Origin of the sequence: Brenneria sp. L4-2C, from assembly GCF_040240335.1 — a bacterium.
Taxonomy (GTDB): Bacteria; Pseudomonadota; Gammaproteobacteria; order Enterobacterales; family Enterobacteriaceae; genus Brenneria.
This window is the reverse complement of sequence record NZ_JBEIAC010000005.1, coordinates 48,053-65,197: the sequence shown is the minus strand read 5'-3', so window position 1 is coordinate 65,197 and position 17,145 is coordinate 48,053. Positions and strand designations below refer to the sequence as shown.

Here is a 17,145-nt window from a genome sequence, read left to right as displayed (position 1 = left end):
TCCCGTCATCCGTGACATCGCCGTTTCCTCCAGTGAAAACATATGGTATGCCGACTTTCTCTTTCCATTCCTCGTTGCTCCCCGTCAGACGCTGGCGCGCCACCACCTGATTTCTCTCCTGATACCGCTCCAGCGGCCAGTAGAACGCCCCGTTACGCGGCGGAATGACCGATCTGATTCTTTTCCTCTTAATCTTGAGGTTTATTGGGTATATAAATATAGCAACAACATAATTACATACATATTTATTAGTTGAGAACTACACTTCACTCATATTTATCGTCCAAGTGACAATTCTCATCATGACTATGCCGCCTATTTTACCAGCTATGTTGGTCGGGTTTATTGATGGTTTGGTTAAACGCAATTTACGGCGATTCTCTGTGGGACATGAATCAGGATTCATCTATCATCGTACTCAAAGTTTTATTCTCCAAACTATAGATAATTTATTTGGCATTGCCTTTTAGCATTTGATTTCTATAGGTTATGATACCTTTCGCCGTAATGGTTTGTGTTGTGATAAATATTAGCCCAGTGAGTTTTAAAAAGTATTTCTGTTTTATAAGGAATTACAAAAATATATAATACCATGAAATAAATCGCTTAAAAAAGTGATTTTGATCACATCTTTAAGTATTATACATTGTAGCAGTTATCGGCATAGTTAAAAATGAATTGATCACTTAATGATCGGTTTATATACCTTGTAATTAATCAATTAATTTACATATCTTGCTATCAATAAAGATGAAACCTCAAACCTTGCACTTAATACATGATTATACAATGAGGCGCGATATGAGTAAAAAACTAATATCATTAATTATATTATTAATGAGCAATTTTGCTCAAGGTAGTGAAGTAGCTTGGAATTTAACTTTTGATAATGAATTTAATTTGCCTCTTGTTACGATAAACATCAAAGGAGAAAATGTTGTTTTAGGCCTGGATACTGGTTCAAAAAAATCCTTACATCTTCCAATGAACTTAATTGATAAGATCAAAAATAAAACTGAACAATCTCATAAAATAAAAAGCATGGATTTATCTGGTAATATAAATGAGAGCAGATCATTTATTATCAACAACTTAACTTTAAATTCTTTTCATTTTAAAAAAATAAACGTAGTTGAATATAAAGATTGGGGAATGTTTTTTTCTAGTGATAGCTCTAGTGATAATAAAGATCATAAAAATATAAACATTCCTGTTATTGGATTAGGTTTATTTGATGATTACATGCTGACCATAAATTATCCAGAACGAAAAATAATAATAACCGACGAAAATAATATTCCTGCTAACTTAGATGAAAAATGGGTTTCAATGCCTTTCCATCTTAATGAGGAAGGTCTAGTTATAGAGATGACGGATGACATAAAAAACTACAAAATGATTTTAGATAGTGGAGCGAGTATTTCGATCATAAAAGAACAATCTCTTTCACCGCAAACGGTTAAAATTAATGAGGACGATAGTGATTACCAACTAGTTTCTCTTCAAGTAAATAATATTCTTACAGATAAAATTGAAGCTATCATTTTAGATTCTTTTCCCGCTGAGTTCCAGTCAGATGGATTGTTAGGCTTTGATTTCTTGAGTAAAAACTTAGTGAAAATTGATTTTAAAAATAAGAAATTATGGATTCAGGCGGAGGTACAATAATGTCTTGTTGATTATTAATCTATACCAAAGAAACTTCAAGATGCACGTTTGAGCATCTGAAAGCGATCATGAATTCTGGACGTCAGCGACGTCCACTATTTCTGGCAGAGTGGTTGAGGAAAAATTGTATATCGCATCCCGAAATTCGCGGGTGTTTTCAAAATAGCGATCTATTCCGCGCATGCTCATTCATCACTTTCCACAGGCGCTCTATCGCATTCAGATTTGGACTGTAAAGCGGTAAATAGTAAATTTCTATATTCACGACGAAAGCTCAGTCTTTAATCAATTGGGTTCAGTGATATCTCGCTCCATCCGTAACCGAACGGTGAACTCACATTGCGTGGTAAATATACTGGATTAAGCTGACGAATATTAACTGAATCGGTTCCCGGCGTAGGGTTATAGCTCGTTGAGCCTACGATGCTGTTGCCGTTCACGGTGAGAATAGCTTTTTGCCATATTTTACCTCAGGTTCGTTTTATTTTATTGAATGAGGGCAGCATGCAGCAGCAGAGTTTTGTTAACAATATGAGTTCGCCGGACGCTTACCGACTCATTAAGGGTGACAACTTCGTTGACAGCTACCTCATCCATGAGGCTCGCCCCGTTGGGGCTGGCGCTTACGCGCCATGCAAAAACGCTTCCGGCGTTTTTGTCCGAGTCCGGCGCCACTCATTTAAAGAAACCAGCCTGGTGGGAACTTTATCCCGGCCACTGACACTCATTTCCAATGCCGGTTTCCCCGTTGAACCAATAGGGCAAGTCACCTGCCCCTGATACTGATGGGATAGGGGGGCAAGTCTATTAATTCTTTACGGAGAATGTTCATATGTTTCCCATTCGGTTCCATGATTCGGTCGCCAGCCAGGACTGGCTCAATGTGTCGCAAAATGCAGAGGGCGATGCGGTGAATCAGCAACGTTACCATACCCCGCCTTCAAGCCCGCAAAGCCCCCATCCGCCTTCCTCTCCCGACGCCGAATCATCATCTTCCTTACCTGGCGGGAGAAGCCATCAACAGATGGGGTTGTCCATACTCAGTCGGTTTCATCATCTCTTTTCAAACGGTGAAAACAGCAATGCCGCCCGACCGGCCATTGGCGGGGAAGAGATGCGCCGCTATGTGCATAAGGCTTATAAAGACCTTCGTTATTATCATGGCACCAATAAAGCCAGCCTGGACAACATCCGCGCCAATGGTATGAATACGAGACTGAAACGCCCGGGAGCGACGGATACCGCGCTTAATGACGCGCCTCAGTCGCAATCCGCCGTGCATAGGGCGCGCCAGTATAATTACTTCACCACAATAAAAGGGGCGGCGAAATCCTATGCGCTGCCCGCCTGCGTCACCAATACCCGGGATTGGACCCGGAAATCCGGCGATGACGGCATCCCTAAAATCGCAAGATTGTTTAAAACCGCTGATTTTCCGCCTGCTGAAAAAGACACGGATTTCCCAATTCCCATCGCGTTTATCAATCCGCTCTACCGAACCAGTGATAATATTCCTCCCCATGCGGTCCGGCAGGCGCAAGGGGACGGCCGGTATAGCGAGGCGATTCTGACTGCTATACAGAAACGAATAGAGGACAAGTTTAACGCATCGTTAAACCTGCAACAGATCGAGAGCATCCTGATAAACGGCGCGGAGTCGGATTCGGACGACGATTTCCGCTAAATGTTGCAGATCGAGTGTTAACGCCTCAGCCCCGTGATGCGAAACATGCGCCAGAGTTGGTTTGCAGCACAACGGAACGGAAAACTCCCGCGGAAACCATAAAAAAGTTATTCGCCGCGCTTATTCATCACCCTCAGGATGTCTGTAACGCTCGCCATACCCGCTCCGGCGTGGCAGGCAGGTCAAGCTGGCGATAAGGGGCGCTATCGCCGCGACCCGCGATCGCGTCCTGCAACGCACACCAGACGGCGATCCCCAGCATAAACGGCGGCTCGCCGACGGCCTTGGAGCGGAACACCGTTTCCGCGGCGTTGTCCGCATGCGGCAATAGCTGCACGCGAAAATCATGCGGGATATCCGCCGCCGTGGGAATTCAGTCGTACCGTCCGCTCCAGCTCTTGCGGCATGCTGTCGCGCTGTAGTCCCGCCATATTTCCGCGCTCCCGTTCAATATGCGCCTCAAGCCGTTCAGCGAGCGTCATCGGGTGCAACGAGCGCCGTGCATGGAACGTATGTTTTACTTGCAAGCGCTCAAAGAAACACCCGCGCTAAAAATTAAGCAAAGGGCGCTCAAAAACCACAACAATAAAAGGGTATTTATTTATCGAATTGAAAAACAGCGTTTTTTACCAGCGCATGTGCGGAAGAAAACACGTTCAACGAAGAGAAAAGGCAGACAAAGACGCAATTCTGGTGCAAATTTCTCCGGCGGCGCACCCAAAAAAAGCTACAGAGCATGTGAAAAAGATAACCGGATAACGCACGACGGCGATCCGGCGAATCGCCGTGCCGACAGAGGTCAGTCGGCGTGCTTACGCGAGCGGAATGCCGCCACCTTCATCCTGTTGCCGCAAATGGCCATGCTGCACCACCGTCTGCGGCGTGATTTAGTGACATCAAGAAAGTAAAGCGTGCAGTCGTGCGCCTCGCACTGCCGAACATACTGACGTTCATCCGCCGCAAGCAGGCGTGCCAGCGAAGCCGCCACCGGTTCGAGCAGACTGGCGGCGCTGAGATCATAGCGATCATTTTTCAATATGAAACCGGCCTTGCCCGCATCCCATAAAAGCCGCCTGACCGGGCGGCCGGCTTCCAGTATCTGATTGACTATCAATGCTTTTCCCGGTCGGCCGGTTTTGGCGGTTGCGATTAATGTTTCCGCCTCCTCGCGCAGCGCCCGCCCCAGTTGCGCCAGACCCGCAGGACAGCCGTCGAAATCTTCAGGCAACTCGCCAGCGGCCTTGAGCCATGCAACGACGCTGGCGTCATCAGTTAAATAGTCGCGCCTTTCATCTCCGGTGCCGTAGGCGCTATTGACGAAATCCAGAGCCAGGTTGTTGGCGATGAAATGAAGATCCTGTTGATTAGACATGCTCATTTTTGTAACCCATAAAAAACATATAGACAGGTTACCAAATTATTATGTAACCTTCAAATAACCACCAATCAGGTTACAAGGGAATCATTATGAGCATCAAAACCACCGTCAAACCCCAGATTCACTACCGCTACGAACAGGTTGGCGCTGTGAAAATCTTCTATCGTGAGGCGGGCGACCCGGCATTACCCACCGTGCTTCTGCTGCATGGCTTCGCGGCTTCTTCTTACATGTACCGCGATCTGATCCCGGCGCTGGCGGATCGCTATCACGTCGTCGCGCCGGACCTCCCCGCCTTCGGTTACACCGAGTCGCCAGAACGCGGGGCTTATGCCTATACCTTTGATAACCTCGCGCAAACGATTGATCAGTTCACCGAACAGCGGCATCTCGCCCGTTACGCGGTAATGGTGCATGACTATGGCGCGCCGATCGGCTGGCGCCTGGCCAGCGCGCACCCCGAGCGTATTACCGCCATCATTTCCCAGAATGGCAACGCCTACGAGGAAGGACTGGCCCAGGGCTGGGATTTGATCAAAAAGTACTGGCAGGCGCCAACGGCGGAGAATCGCGCCGCGCTGCGCGACTTCCCCACCCCGGCGTCAGTCAAATGGCAGTATCTGGAGGGCGTGGGCGATCCCAGTCTGGTCTCGCCTGATGGCTATACGCTGGAAGGGCTGCATGTCGCCAAACCCGGCAATGCGGACATTCAGTTAGATCTTGTGCTGGACTATGCGTCGAATGTCCGCCTGTACCCGCAGTTCCAGGCTTATTTTCGCCAGCGACAGCCGCCGCTTCTGGCGGTCTGGGGCAAAAACGACCCCTATTTCCTGCCGGCCGGCGCAGAGGCATGGAAGCGCGACATTCCCGAGGCGGATGTGCGCTTTTATGACACCGGCCATTTTGCTCTGGAGACCCATGGCAAGGAAATCATTCCGGCAATCCGCGCGTTCCTGGATAAAAACATCAAGTAAGCAATTGATAGCGATAGCGAATAATCCGTCCCGCCGCGCGATCAGGAAGCCCGGACTGAAGGCGATGCAATGGAGTCCGGGCGTTTTTCCGTTAACTATTCGGCAGTTGAAGCGCGAAAGCGTATCATTGCCAATGGCGGAGAGGCTCTCTTCGTCGCATCCTTTATTATCGTCGCCGGTTATTTTCTGGAAACCGTCAACGGAAGCGGTAGGTCAGCGGCGCCAGTCGGGCATACCCGGTAATCCAGGAAGGAAAGAGACATCTTTGGAGCGTTTACATTGATTGAGATATTGAATTCACCCTCGTTATGGTTCTCCATAGGACAGATTATCGCTATCGATATACTACTGGGCGGGGACAATGCCGTCGTGATTGCCTTAGCCTGTCGAAAACTCCCTGTCGCCCAGCGCAACGTGGCGATCATGGCCGGCACATTCGGCGCAATCCTCCTGCGGATTGTCATGATCTTTTTCGCCCTGGAACTGCTGGGACTGCCGTACCTGAAAATCATAGGCGCCGCGTTGCTTATCTGGATAGGCATAAAAATGCTTATTCCCGGCGATGAGGAGGATCATAAGAGCCTCACCGCCAGCCCGAAGCTGATTAGCGCGATAAAAACCATTATCGTCGCCGACGCCGTGATGAGTTTGGATAATGTAGTGGCGATAGCCGGCGCGTCCAATGGGCATCTGGGGTTGGTGGTTATCGGCATCTTTATCAGCATCCCGATCATCATCTGGGGCAGCAAGTTGGTCCTGCACTTTATGGAGCGTTTTCCGCTGATCATTAAACTTGGCGCGGCGCTGCTGGGATGGATCGCAGGCGGTATGGCGATTAGCGATATCAGTCTCCCGGCTATGCCATCATGGTGGCACTATGCGGCCGGTGTGGCCGGCGCGGTATGCGTATTGGCGGTCGGCGCCCTTATCGGCCGAAAAAAATACAGGTATATTGAGCACTAAAAACCGCGCCCTTTCAGATCTGACGCTCAACGCGAGACAATGAGCGGTATTTCGTCAGAACCCGGTACTATTTAGAAAAACCAGTCTGTTGGCTGGTTTTTTTTAATTTTTAACGTATGCCCTCGCCGGCGAAAAAATTAACTTCATACTCTTTCTCTCTGTTGAAAATATTAACGCTATGATTATTTACCTGTATTCCCATATGACTAGCCGCAGACTCATTCACCTTTTCCATCGTGGTTGACGTGTTTCTTCTTAAATATCACAGCTTTTCTTCATTCTCGGTTTTGGTTTTTTTCCCGGATTTAAAATTTGATTTTTAACTGCATAGGGAAAAGCCAAAGATACGACAACCTCTATTTCATTGATTACTCACCGATATATAATTATATTTTCATGGCTATTATGGCGAAAAAATAATAAACATTAAGTTATTTTTCAATCTCAACAGACAAACGACATTCGCCGTTCTATCGTTATCAGACCTTAGGTAGCAAACGCTGTTTGTATTTTAATGGCGCGCACCCCACTATTTCATTAAAACACTTAATAAAGTAAGTGGTGTAATTAAAACCCGACTGTGCCGCCACTTCCGCCACCGACAGAGAAGTGTACTCAAGTAATTCACTGGCGTGTTTAATACGACGGATAAGAATGTACTCCTGGATGGTTCCGCCAGTCTCCTTGCGAAAGGTACGAGACGCATAGCTAGCGGAAACTCCTAGCTTTTTAGCCATGTCTTGCAAACTAAGTTTGTATAAATAGCCTTCTTCTATTTGCTGCATAATTTTTGAAGACAGCAAACCGCTCTTTCCCGCGCGCACATGAACACCGGCCGAAAGAAAGTCGAGTATATTCAACAATAATAATGCCATTAATTCACTTTTCCCGGAGGAGGAAAGGTAACCACACCAAAATAAATCAAAGATATTTTCTATTTTTTCCTGCGATTGCGACAGATCATAAATAGAGACATGAGCATCGGCAGCGGATATTTCAGAAAAAAGTTTATAACGCTGAGTAAAAGTACGCAGATAACCGGACATTATCGCCACATCCACATGAATGATGGTGCGCTGATAACAATTGGACGACGTATTTTCCACCATAACCTTGTGAATTTTTCCCTGCGGAAAAATAAACATCCGCCCAGGTCTGGCGGTAAACTTTTGATTATCCACCACCACAATGCCTACGCCGCTCTCAATAAACAACAGTTCCAGGCACTGGTGCCAGTGATAATAATTGACGCTTTTACCACGAGTCCTTTTGAACTCCACGGAAAAGTCATCAAGAGAGATACGATCCAGCAATGCTTCGTCGGTCATCATGTTAAAGGTCAAGATAGTGACATTTCACTTCAGCATAGTTAAAAATAATCTGTGAATAAAGCACAAAGCCTCTTTCTCAGGCTCTATTCGTTTCCTTTTGTGATCCTCTTAACGATCTTTTATCCCCGCAATGCTTATTTTCTGACGAAATAAATCATCAGTTGAAACATTGTTTCACTTGAAGAAATCAAGAGGGTAAATATGCATCTCTCAACCAAAAATAATGAAAAATTCAATAGCCGAACCGCACTACGCGACTGTTTTACCTCGTTGTTTAATGCCGTCTGGCGGCAACGAAGCGATAACGTCGCCGGCATTTTAACAGGTAATCGTATTCCTCTTTACGGAGAAAAAACGGCGGCATTCGAAACTTTTAGCCGCCTGCTGTGGGGTGTATTTCCCTTACTCGCGTCCGGTGAATCCGGAGACCTTGATATCCGCGCCCTATTTCGCCTTATCGCCGCCGGCGCCAACCCGGCGCATCCCTGTTATTGGGGAGAAACGGGAGATTTCGATCAGCGAAGCGTAGAGATGGCCGTGTTCGGCGTGGGCCTGGCGCTGAGCGAATCAACGTTTCGCCAACAGCTTGACGCGCAAGAGCAACAGCAGTTGTTTCACTGGCTGCGAACGCTGCGCAAGGCGCAGATCCCGCAAAATAACTGGTCATTTTTTCCGATTATGGTGGAAATGGGGCTTTGCCTGAGCGGCGAATCGTGGTCACCCGAGGTCGTAGCGCGGCATTTTGCCCGGCTGGACAGCTTCTATCTTGGAGATGGCTGGTATAGCGACGGGCTTAAACGCCCGCGAGATTATTATAATGGCATGGCGCTGCATTTTTACGGACTGATCTACGCACAGTTGATGCGCGATATCGACCCGCAGCGCTGCCGGATTTTGCGCGAGCGCGCCGCCCTGTTCGCGCATGACTTCATCCACTTTTTTAGTGAAGACGGCGCGGCCATTGCCTATGGCCGCAGCATGACCTATCGCTTTGCCCAGGCCGCATTCTGGAGCGCGGCAGTGTTCGCCGGGCTTGACGTGTTCCCGCTCGGGGTGATGAAAGGCCTTATTTTCCGCCACCTGCGCCACTGGCTGGCGCAGGATATCACCGATACACGCGGTATTCTCACCGTCGGCTACGGTTACGCCAATGAAATTATGGCCGAGGAGTATAACGCGCCCGGCTCACCTTACTGGGCGTTTAAAACTTTCCTCATCCTTGCGTTGAAAGAAGATCACCCCTTCTGGCAAAGCGCGGAACTGCCGTTGCCGCCGCGCAATCATCGACATGTGATTGCGCGCGCCGGTCAGTTGATTATCGATGATGAAAATAGCGGCCACCACTACATGCTCAATGTCGGGCAGACGCCGGGGAAAAACTATGCCAATAGCGAGAGCAAATACGCCAAGTTCGCCTACTCCTCGCTGCTCGGCTTTAACCTTGAACGCAGCCGCTTCGGCCTCGAACTCAGCGCCTGCGACTCCATGCTTTTACTCGCCGAACAGGATGGGCATTACCGCGGCCGCCGAACGAATGAGCGCAGCGACATTAGCGACAGAGGCATCTATACCCGCTGGTCGCCCTGGCACGATGTCGCCATCGACACCTGGCTAATCCCGTTGGCCTGCGGCCATTTGCGTATCCATCTGGTACAAAACGCCCGCCCGCTAGAGAGCGCGGAAGGGGGATTTCCGCTGCCGCTGGCTGCGTTTTCGCCCGATGCGTTCGACACGCAAAACGGCACGGTGCGAAGCCCGGAGACTGGCCTCTACTCGCGGATCGTCGATATCTCCCCGGCGCTGAACCGCGCCTGTAGCCAAATTATCAGTCCGCCCGCCAGTAATATCCGCTTTCCCTACAGCAGTAGCGTGCCGACGCTGAAGCAGACTTTAGCGCCAGGCCGCCATCTTCTCTGCTGTGTGGCGGATGCCGGACATACTCTCTCGACGCTCGTTTTGCCCGCGATCTCACTCACGTCGCACAGCATAGAAATAAAACAGGATGACCAGTTAATGGAAATCCCTCTATAACCACACGCCTTTTGGGAGCGTACTATGACCACCGTTAATCGTTATGATTACATAAAAATCAGCGCGTTTATGTTCTTATATTTTGTTGTCTGGACCATGAGTTTCAGCCTTTACTCCATCTGGCTGGGACTGGAGGCCAAATTAACCAGTGCGGAAATTGGCGCGGTATTCGCCGTAAACGGCGCCTTTGCCGTAGTGATGAAACCGATTTACGGCTTTATTACCGACAAGCTGGGGATGAAAAAGCATCTGCTCTATTTTGTGGCGATCATGTCGTCGCTGCTGATGCCGTTTTTCGTCTATGTCTATCACCCGCTGCTTAGCGAATCGTTCTACGCCGGGGTATTGGCCGGAGCGCTCTATTTAAGCCTGGCCTGGTACGCCGGCATCGCCGCCTCGGAATCTTATTGCGACCGGTTCGGACGACTGAAAGGCTTTGAGTTTGGCCGCATCAGAATGTGGGGCTCCTGCGGCGCGGCGGTGACGGCATCCTTTGCCGGGGTGCTTTTTAATATTTCCCCGACCATCAACTTCACTATCAGCAGTATTACTTCGCTCATTATGCTCGGCTTGTTGATCAGCATTAAAATTCCCGCCGCCGACAACCACGAAAACGCAGTGGTGCCGGAGAAAAAGATCAGCCTGCCGGATGTTAAGCGTCTGCTGAAACAAGGCAATTTCTGGCGCTTCTGTTTCTATGTCGCCGGCATTGTATGGATTATGCATATCGCCGAGCAGCAATTCCCGCGCTATTTCGTCTCTTTCTTCCACGGTAATTCCGCAGGCAATTCATGGTACGGCTATCTGAGCACGGTACAGGCGATTGTCGAATTTATTTCCATGCTCACCATGCCCTGGGTGGTGAATAAAATGGGTGCGCGCCGGGCTTTAATTTTCGCCGGTCTGGTGATTGGCGCGCGTCTTGTGGTATCGGGTTTTGCCACCGGGCCGTTAATGATCGCCTTTATTAAACCGCTGTACGGCCTGGAAAACGCGCTGCTGCTTATTGCGGTATTTAAATACATCGCCAACCACTTCGACAAGAAAGTGAATGCCACCATGTATCTGATTGGTTATCAATGCACGATGTATATCGGCACCATCTTTGTTTCCGCGCCGGTTGGATATATGTACGACCATATTGGCTTCGGCAATACCTATTTCATTATGGGCGGCGTGGTGATCCTCTTTGCGCTGATTTCCATATTCGTGCTGACCGATAACGATGAAAAGATCAATCTTACCGCCGCACCAACCAATACCACTTTATCCTGATGGAGTATTTCATGAGCCTTATGAGCAGCAAAGAAACGGATTTACCGTGCGCCACAACCTTACTCGCAGGAATACGGCAACGCGCGACGGAGCAATTAAAACGGCAACTAAGCCAATTCGCCGGAAAATTTCCCGCCGCTTGTAGCATTAACGGCAAATATCCGCTGACGGCGAATACCGACTGGACCACGGGCTTCTGGAGCGGCATATGCTGGCTGGCCTGGCAGATGAGCGATGATGAGGTCTTTTTGCAGCAGTTACAGCAGCAAATCCCAAGTTTTGGCGAACGTTTGGCGCAGCGCCACGATATTGAAACCCACGATCTTGGTTTTCTCTACTCGCTCTCCTGCGTAAATACCTGGCGCGGCACCGGGGACGAAGCGGCGCGGCGCTATGCCTTACAGGCGGCGAACCTGCTGGCCGCGCGCTACCATCCCAGGGCGAAAATTATTCAGGCATGGGGGGATTTGCAGGATCCCAGCCAGCAAGGGCGCATGATCATCGACTGCATGATGAACCTGCCGCTGCTCTACTGGGCATCGGAACAAACCGGCGATCGGCATTACGCGCAGTTGGCCTGGAACCACGCCAGCCGTGCCTGCGACTATCTGGTGCGCGAGGACTTTTCAACTTTCCATACCTTCTATATGGATGTAAACAGCGGCGCGCCGCGCAAAGGCTCCACCCACCAAGGCTTTGCGGATGACTCCTGCTGGGCGCGCGGTCAGGCGTGGGCGATTTATGGTTTTGCCCTCAGCTATGGCTATACCGGCGATCGTCGTTTCCTCGTCACCGCCATTGAAACCGCCCGTTATTTTCTGGCCTATTTGCCGGCGGATAAAATATGCAACTGGGATTTGCATCTCACTACCGCCGACACGGCGAAGGACAGTTCCGCCGCCGCCATTGCCGTATGCGGGTTGCTGGAGCTGATAAAACATTTGTCGGTATTACATCCGCAACGCGAATATTTTGAACGGCAGGCATTGCTGATTATGGATGAGCTCTGCACAAGCTATTATCAACACGCCGACGTGAATAACGGTTATTTATTGCATGCGGTTTATAATATGAATAAATCCCGCGGCGTTGATGAATATTACATCTGGGGCGATTATTTCTTTTTTGAAGCGTTATCGCGCTTATCCGCGCCATTAGCAAAATACTGGTAAACATAGCCTGTGATTAATTAATCAGCTCTGCTGAGGATCCCCTACGTCCTGATAAGGATAAATGATGAATAGACAAATTGTATTTCTGGCGCTGGCGTTGCCCGCAGTTGGCCATGCCGGCGGTTTTCTCGAAGTCAGGGAAGCGTGGAATAGCGCATCCGAAGAACATCAGTTTAAACTGGGTGCGGGCTATAATTTTAACAACGGGGCCGGGTTATTATTTCAAACCGTGTATAACACCGCCAAGCTGAATCAATTTAAGCACAGCTTTGATGAAATTGAAGGGTGGTATCCGCTGTGGAAGATTACCGACAAGCTGACGTTAAGTCCCGGCGGCATTGTTAATTCCACCAGTTCGGGCTCCGCCATATCGCCCTATATTCAACTGGGATATAGCGCCACGTCAGATTTATCGATGGCCTTTAAATATCGCTATAACCATATGAATTATAAAACGCGCGATCTCGACAGCGAGATGAATTACAACGACAACCATCAGCTTGTTATGGTGGTTAATTATAAAATCAACGATACCCTCAGCTATGAATTTGAACCGAACCTTTACCTGAATACCGATAACTACAGGCGCAAGAATGGCAAAGATCATAGTTGGGAGCTCAACCATAAAGCGACGTGGAAGCTGACATCGAACTGGCGACCCTTTGTGCAACTGTCCTGGCTGGATCGCGATATCGCCAATAATGCGGAGCAATATCGCATCCGGCTGGGCGTACGTTATTACTTCTGATCGACAAAACGCCCGGCGGACATCGCTGCGGGCAGCCGACATCAACGTTTTTCGGCGAAGATATCGAGGATGTCCACACCGCGTGATCCGTTGCGCGGTGCGACATTAAAACAACGGGCTTGCCGATCGGCTTTATCATTTCATCCTGATGACCGGGCGATCGATGATTTCGCAGCCCAGCGCGCGCCGCCACGCCGCCGTTGCGCCAATCGGCGTAAACAGCGGCGCCAGAGCGCGGCATGCCAGCATCGCGACCAGCTTGCGCAGACAATGCCGGGTGGGATGGACGTTCCAACGACAAAAATCGACCTCGCCGGCCCGCCACTGCCGGCGGGATGGCTGATTGAGGTGGCCGGTGAACAGAACCCGGTGGCTAAAACCGGGCTGCGCCCGCAGTGCGCCGGCGGTGCCGCTCTGTCCATCCGGATTCGCCGTCAGCAATACCGGGCAGTCTGCTGAAAAGGGAGGCAGCGTCCGGGCCAGTCGTTTCAGTTCCGCCTGTACGCCGGGTTGCAGGCTGCCATCGTCATGTTGCGCCATCTGTACCAACATCGCCAGGCAAGGTTCATCCAGCGCCACGCCGGCCGCATTGCGGCGCGCCAGCAGCAATGCCATTTCCACCGCCCGGCCGGAAGGCGGCACCGGACACAGCGTCGGCTGCACCAACTGCGACAAGATCGCTTCCCGCTGCCGATGCTGCGTCACGTCATACAGCGCGTAGGAGGCATCCACCAGCGCCAGTTGCGCCGCCGGCGGTTGATCGAAACGGAATAACGCGGATTCCAGGCTGACGTCGCCGCTGTAAAACAGGCCGCCGGCCAGATCCAGATGAAACCAAACGCCGCCGTAGGCATGACCGCAGCTACCGGTGGTGACAGTCAACGAACCAAGCTGGAATTGCCCGCGAACCGGGATCGGCCGTACATTCAGGCCGGCGGGCAACGCCCGGGCCGTGGTCGCGGTACAGTACACCGGCGTTTGGGGCGGCAAACGCAGCAGGCCGCCGATGTGATCCTCATGATCGTGACTCAGCAAGATCGCGTCCAGATCGTCCGGGATCGGCCAGGGTTCGGCATTCGCTTCCAGCGCGCCGCCCGCATCGAGCAGAATGCGCCGCGACGGCGTCGTCACCAGTATGGCCGCGGGCGCTTTGCCGTGCAGACCGCTGATAATCTCGATACCGACGCTCATGCCGCCTCCAGCCGCCAGCCCTGATGCAGGCGTACCGCCACTGACTGCCGCTCGCTCAGCGGGGAGTGATGATACGCGGTCAGCGGCTGACCATCGGCCAGCCGCAGTTGCAACAGATAGCGTTCTCCCTGAAAAATACAGCTCTCCACCAGCGCGGCGATGCCGCCGGCCGCGACTTCCACATGTTCAGGACGGATCAGGATCGGCTGACGGCCATGTGCGGCGGACGTCCGCGCCAGTCCGTGATGCAGTTGCTCGCCGTCCAGACGGGCGGCATTTTCGGCCACGGGCAGGGTCAATATGCTGCCTTTGCCGATAAAGCGCGCGATCCAGGCGTTCTGCGGATATTGATAGATCTGTTGGGGAGAGCCCCACTGCATCAGCGCGCCCTGATGCATTACCGCGATGTGGCTGGCCAACGCCATCGCTTCGGCCTGATCGTGGGTCACGTAGATAAACGTCGCGCCGGTGCGGCGGTGAAAATCACGGAAAGTCTGTTCCATCGTGGCGCGCAGATGCCGATCCAGATTGGCCAGAGGTTCATCCAGCAGCATCACCTGCGGTTCCGACACCAGACAGCGCGCCAGCGCGACGCGCTGACGCTGCCCGCCGCTCAGCGCCTGCGGCGAACGATCGGCGTAAGCCGCCAGTTCAACCTCTTCCAGCGCCGCCATAACGCGCTTTTGCCGGGCGGCGCCGTTAACTTTCTTCAGCTTTAACGGATAACCGACATTTTCCGCCACCGTCATATGCGGCCACAGGGCATAGGATTGGAACACCATCCCCATGTTGCGCGCCTCCGGCGGCAGATGATGGTGGCGATCCGCCAGCAGCTTATCGCCTAACGACAGCCGTCCCTGGGTCAGTTGCTCCAATCCGGCCAACATGCGCAGCGTGGTGGTTTTTCCGCAACCGCTGGGACCCAGCAACGCGGTAAACGCGCCGGCGGGAATGGTCAGGCTCAGATCGCGCACGACGATCTGTGCGCCGAACTGTTTGCCTATCCGATCCAGTTTCAGCTCTGCCATGGGATGACTCCTTTGGGAAGATAGCGGCCCAAACCGCTCAGCAACAGCATAACCAGCGCGACCAGCGCCACGACCAGCACTGAAACGGCGGCGGCCAGCACCTTATTGCCGCTTTCATCCAGATTGAAAATGACGACGCCCAGCGTCTCGCTGCCCGCGCTCCACAACAGGGCCGAGACGGTGAGTTCATTCACCGCCGTCAGAAACACCAGCAGCGCGCCGGCGAAGGCGGCCGGCGCCAATAGCGGCAGAACGATATGGCGCAGCCGTTGCGAAAAGCCGGCGCCCGCCAGACTGGCCGCCTCTTCCATCGCCGGATCCATTTGCAACATGCCGCTATGAACGGGCTTGAGGCAGACCGTGAGGAAACGCGCCAGATACGCCAGAAAAATGATCGTCAGCGTGCCGTACAGCGCGATATTCACGATGGGAATCGGCCGCGCAAACAGCAGAATGAACGCTATCGCCAGCACCACGCCGGGCAAGGTATAGGGAATATCAATCGCATTGTGCAGCCAGCGCAGCGGGCGGCTGGGATAGCGTACCAGCAGGTAGGCGAGAGGCAGACTCAGGATCATCAGGACGACAGCGGCGCTGACCGACAACAGCATGCTGTTGGTCAGCGCCCGCCAGGTGGCGCTCTGCCCTTCCAGCATGGCGCCGTAGGCGGCAAACGTCAGCGTTTTGCCATTCAGCGGCACGCCCAGCGTCGGCACCAGCGAGGTGGCGATCAGCGCCAGCAGGGGCGCGGCCAGGATCATAAACAGTACGATCCCCAGGATCAGCTCCGTCGGCCAGCGCCACGCGCCGAGCCGGAACGCCAGCGCGCGGCCGGCCATGCCGATAAGCGGCAGCGCATGACGCCGCTGCAAACGCCCTTGCAACATAACGATGCCCACCGCCAGTACGCCCATCAATACCGACAGCGCCGCCACCTGATTCAACATGCCGGGGCCGAAGCCGGCCATCGTCTGGTAAATCTGCGTCGGCAGCACAAAGTAGGAAATGGGGATCCCCAGCATCGCGGGAATACCGAAGTTGCCCAGCGCCGACACAAAGGCGATGGCGCCGCCCGCCCACAGCGAGGTGCGGCACAGCGGCAGGACGATATCGCAAAACACCCGCCACAGCGAAGCCCCGTTCAGGCGCGCGGCTTCAATTTGCTCCTTGGGCAAACAAAGCAGTTGACCGCGCAACGCCAGAAAGACCAGCGGCGCATGCTGGATGCCCAGCAGCAGAGCGATGCCCTGCGCGGAATAAAGCGGGTTCGGGCTGCCAAAGGCCGGCGCTATCCCCAGACTGTTCAACAGGATGCTGCTGGGGCCAAAAAGTTGCAGCCAGCTTAGCGCCGTGACCTGAGGCGGGATCATCATCGGCAGCATAAACAAAAATATCCCTATCTGTTTGGCGCGGATATCGGTCAGCGCCAGGCAGAAAGCGAAAAGACCGCCCAACAGCACGGAGAGCAAGGTTCCCATTCCGCTGGTATATAAACTGTTGTACAGCGCCCCCCAGGTCGACTGACTGGATAACACCCGCCACAGGCTGCTGTCGGCGCCCTGATGCCAGTCAAACAGCGCCGAGATTAACAAGCGCAGGCTCGGCAGCAGACTGAACAGCGTAACCAGACCCAGCAACAGCCAGAGCAACCCTCTGGGAGGATTGCCGCCGGCGGGATAACGTTCGGTCAGGCTGCTCATGG

Annotated in this window: 16 protein-coding genes and 3 pseudogenes; 10 read left to right on the top strand and 9 right to left on the bottom strand. The window is 52.1% G+C overall.

Annotation, left to right across the window (positions count from 1 at the left end; translation table 11 throughout):
• Nucleotides 1–9 precede the first annotated feature (9 nt).
• A pseudogene (locus ABRZ26_RS09755) lies at nucleotides 10–187 on the bottom strand (IS5/IS1182 family transposase); the annotation flags it as partial.
• A 61-nt stretch (nucleotides 188–248) separates the two neighbouring features.
• Here ABRZ26_RS09755 and ABRZ26_RS09750 point away from each other — a divergent pair.
• Together ABRZ26_RS09750 and ABRZ26_RS09745 are read left to right on the top strand one after the other, a co-directional pair.
• Nucleotides 249–470, top strand: a pseudogene (locus ABRZ26_RS09750) (IncC plasmid conjugative DNA transfer DtrJ family protein); the annotation flags it as partial.
• A 331-nt stretch (nucleotides 471–801) separates the two neighbouring features.
• Entirely contained in the window at nucleotides 802–1,668 is an 867-nt protein-coding gene (locus ABRZ26_RS09745) for a pepsin/retropepsin-like aspartic protease family protein (protein WP_319604073.1), read from the top strand.
• Nucleotides 1,669–1,703: 35 nt separating this feature from the next.
• Here ABRZ26_RS09745 and ABRZ26_RS09740 read toward each other — a convergent pair.
• A pseudogene (locus ABRZ26_RS09740) lies at nucleotides 1,704–1,942 on the bottom strand (transposase); the annotation flags it as partial.
• A 149-nt stretch (nucleotides 1,943–2,091) separates the two neighbouring features.
• Here ABRZ26_RS09740 and ABRZ26_RS09735 point away from each other — a divergent pair.
• Together ABRZ26_RS09735 and ABRZ26_RS09730 are read left to right on the top strand one after the other, a co-directional pair.
• Nucleotides 2,092–2,448: a hypothetical protein gene (locus tag ABRZ26_RS09735; RefSeq protein ID WP_319604072.1), complete on the top strand. Its 357-nt coding sequence runs from the start codon at nucleotides 2,092–2,094 to the stop codon at nucleotides 2,446–2,448.
• Nucleotides 2,449–2,500: 52 nt separating this feature from the next.
• On the top strand, nucleotides 2,501–3,352 hold the full coding sequence (locus tag ABRZ26_RS09730) for a hypothetical protein (protein ID WP_319604071.1): 852 nt from the start codon (nucleotides 2,501–2,503) through the stop codon (nucleotides 3,350–3,352).
• Nucleotides 3,353–3,485: 133 nt separating this feature from the next.
• Here ABRZ26_RS09730 and ABRZ26_RS09725 read toward each other — a convergent pair whose 3' ends face one another.
• The 3 genes from ABRZ26_RS09725 to ABRZ26_RS09715 form a co-directional block, all read right to left on the bottom strand.
• Nucleotides 3,486–3,689 carry a hypothetical protein gene (locus tag ABRZ26_RS09725; RefSeq protein WP_319604070.1) on the bottom strand — a complete coding sequence of 68 codons (204 nt, stop codon included), beginning with the start codon at nucleotides 3,687–3,689 and terminating at the stop codon, nucleotides 3,486–3,488.
• Nucleotides 3,690–3,696: 7 nt separating this feature from the next.
• On the bottom strand, nucleotides 3,697–3,879 hold the full coding sequence (locus ABRZ26_RS09720; protein WP_319604069.1) for a hypothetical protein: 183 nt from the start codon (nucleotides 3,877–3,879) through the stop codon (nucleotides 3,697–3,699).
• 272 nt (nucleotides 3,880–4,151) lie between these two features.
• Nucleotides 4,152–4,730: a CGNR zinc finger domain-containing protein gene (locus ABRZ26_RS09715; RefSeq protein WP_319604068.1), complete on the bottom strand. Its 579-nt coding sequence runs from the start codon at nucleotides 4,728–4,730 to the stop codon at nucleotides 4,152–4,154.
• Between the two features lie 89 nt (nucleotides 4,731–4,819).
• On the opposite strand from ABRZ26_RS09715, the gene ABRZ26_RS09710 reads away from it, so the two are divergent.
• Nucleotides 4,820–5,704: an alpha/beta fold hydrolase gene (locus ABRZ26_RS09710; protein ID WP_319604067.1), complete on the top strand. Its 885-nt coding sequence runs from the start codon at nucleotides 4,820–4,822 to the stop codon at nucleotides 5,702–5,704.
• Nucleotides 5,705–5,983: 279 nt separating this feature from the next.
• Entirely contained in the window at nucleotides 5,984–6,667 is a 684-nt protein-coding gene (locus ABRZ26_RS09705) for a TerC family protein (RefSeq protein ID WP_319604066.1), read from the top strand.
• 479 nt (nucleotides 6,668–7,146) lie between these two features.
• On the opposite strand, the gene ABRZ26_RS09700 is transcribed toward ABRZ26_RS09705, so the two are convergent.
• Nucleotides 7,147–7,998, bottom strand: a complete 852-nt coding sequence (locus ABRZ26_RS09700) for an AraC family transcriptional regulator (protein ID WP_319604065.1) — start codon at nucleotides 7,996–7,998, stop codon at nucleotides 7,147–7,149.
• Nucleotides 7,999–8,199: 201 nt separating this feature from the next.
• Between ABRZ26_RS09700 and ABRZ26_RS09695 the strand changes: the two genes are divergently transcribed.
• The 4 genes from ABRZ26_RS09695 to ABRZ26_RS09680 all read left to right on the top strand — a co-directional run bounded on the left by ABRZ26_RS09695 (nucleotide 8,200) and on the right by ABRZ26_RS09680 (nucleotide 13,224).
• Nucleotides 8,200–10,029 carry a DUF2264 domain-containing protein gene (locus ABRZ26_RS09695; protein WP_319604064.1) on the top strand — a complete coding sequence of 610 codons (1,830 nt, stop codon included), beginning with the start codon at nucleotides 8,200–8,202 and terminating at the stop codon, nucleotides 10,027–10,029.
• Between the two features lie 24 nt (nucleotides 10,030–10,053).
• Nucleotides 10,054–11,304, top strand: a complete 1,251-nt coding sequence (locus ABRZ26_RS09690; protein WP_319604063.1) for an oligosaccharide MFS transporter — start codon at nucleotides 10,054–10,056, stop codon at nucleotides 11,302–11,304.
• A gap of 11 nt (nucleotides 11,305–11,315) precedes the next feature.
• Nucleotides 11,316–12,476, top strand: coding sequence for a glycoside hydrolase family 88 protein (locus ABRZ26_RS09685; protein WP_319604062.1), 1,161 nt, complete (start codon nucleotides 11,316–11,318; stop codon nucleotides 12,474–12,476).
• A 61-nt stretch (nucleotides 12,477–12,537) separates the two neighbouring features.
• Complete coding sequence (locus ABRZ26_RS09680; RefSeq protein WP_319604061.1) at nucleotides 12,538–13,224, top strand: oligogalacturonate-specific porin KdgM family protein; 687 nt, start codon at nucleotides 12,538–12,540, stop codon at nucleotides 13,222–13,224.
• Nucleotides 13,225–13,359: 135 nt separating this feature from the next.
• Here ABRZ26_RS09680 and ABRZ26_RS09675 read toward each other — a convergent pair whose 3' ends face one another.
• The 3 genes from ABRZ26_RS09675 to ABRZ26_RS09665 are packed head-to-tail and all read right to left on the bottom strand — an operon-like array spanning nucleotide 13,360 to nucleotide 17,143.
• A complete protein-coding gene (locus ABRZ26_RS09675) occupies nucleotides 13,360–14,415 on the bottom strand; it encodes an MBL fold metallo-hydrolase (RefSeq protein WP_319604060.1) in 1,056 nt (351 codons plus the stop codon).
• On the bottom strand, nucleotides 14,412–15,443 hold the full coding sequence (locus ABRZ26_RS09670) for an ABC transporter ATP-binding protein (RefSeq protein ID WP_319604059.1): 1,032 nt from the start codon (nucleotides 15,441–15,443) through the stop codon (nucleotides 14,412–14,414). The genes ABRZ26_RS09675 and ABRZ26_RS09670 overlap by 4 nt, the downstream gene beginning before the upstream one ends.
• Nucleotides 15,431–17,143, bottom strand: coding sequence for an ABC transporter permease (locus tag ABRZ26_RS09665; protein ID WP_319604058.1), 1,713 nt, complete (start codon nucleotides 17,141–17,143; stop codon nucleotides 15,431–15,433). Before ABRZ26_RS09665 ends, ABRZ26_RS09670 begins: the two co-directional genes overlap by 13 nt.
• Nucleotides 17,144–17,145 lie beyond the last annotated feature (2 nt).

Excerpts from the sequence above, each read along its gene's own strand:
- ABRZ26_RS09745 (WP_319604073.1), top strand. The coding sequence starts at position 802 with ATGAGTAAAAAACTAATATCATTAATTATATTATTAATGAGCAATTTT.
- ABRZ26_RS09735 (WP_319604072.1), top strand. The coding sequence starts at position 2,092 with ATGCTGTTGCCGTTCACGGTGAGAATAGCTTTTTGCCATATTTTACCT.
- ABRZ26_RS09730 (WP_319604071.1), top strand. The coding sequence starts at position 2,501 with ATGTTTCCCATTCGGTTCCATGATTCGGTCGCCAGCCAGGACTGGCTC.
- ABRZ26_RS09715 (WP_319604068.1), bottom strand. The coding sequence starts at position 4,730 with ATGAGCATGTCTAATCAACAGGATCTTCATTTCATCGCCAACAACCTG.
- ABRZ26_RS09710 (WP_319604067.1), top strand. The coding sequence starts at position 4,820 with ATGAGCATCAAAACCACCGTCAAACCCCAGATTCACTACCGCTACGAA.
- ABRZ26_RS09700 (WP_319604065.1), bottom strand. The coding sequence starts at position 7,998 with ATGATGACCGACGAAGCATTGCTGGATCGTATCTCTCTTGATGACTTT.
- ABRZ26_RS09695 (WP_319604064.1), top strand. The coding sequence starts at position 8,200 with ATGCATCTCTCAACCAAAAATAATGAAAAATTCAATAGCCGAACCGCA.
- ABRZ26_RS09690 (WP_319604063.1), top strand. The coding sequence starts at position 10,054 with ATGACCACCGTTAATCGTTATGATTACATAAAAATCAGCGCGTTTATG.
- ABRZ26_RS09685 (WP_319604062.1), top strand. The coding sequence starts at position 11,316 with ATGAGCCTTATGAGCAGCAAAGAAACGGATTTACCGTGCGCCACAACC.
- ABRZ26_RS09680 (WP_319604061.1), top strand. The coding sequence starts at position 12,538 with ATGATGAATAGACAAATTGTATTTCTGGCGCTGGCGTTGCCCGCAGTT.
- ABRZ26_RS09675 (WP_319604060.1), bottom strand. The coding sequence starts at position 14,415 with ATGAGCGTCGGTATCGAGATTATCAGCGGTCTGCACGGCAAAGCGCCC.
- ABRZ26_RS09670 (WP_319604059.1), bottom strand. The coding sequence starts at position 15,443 with ATGGCAGAGCTGAAACTGGATCGGATAGGCAAACAGTTCGGCGCACAG.
- ABRZ26_RS09665 (WP_319604058.1), bottom strand. The coding sequence starts at position 17,143 with ATGAGCAGCCTGACCGAACGTTATCCCGCCGGCGGCAATCCTCCCAGA.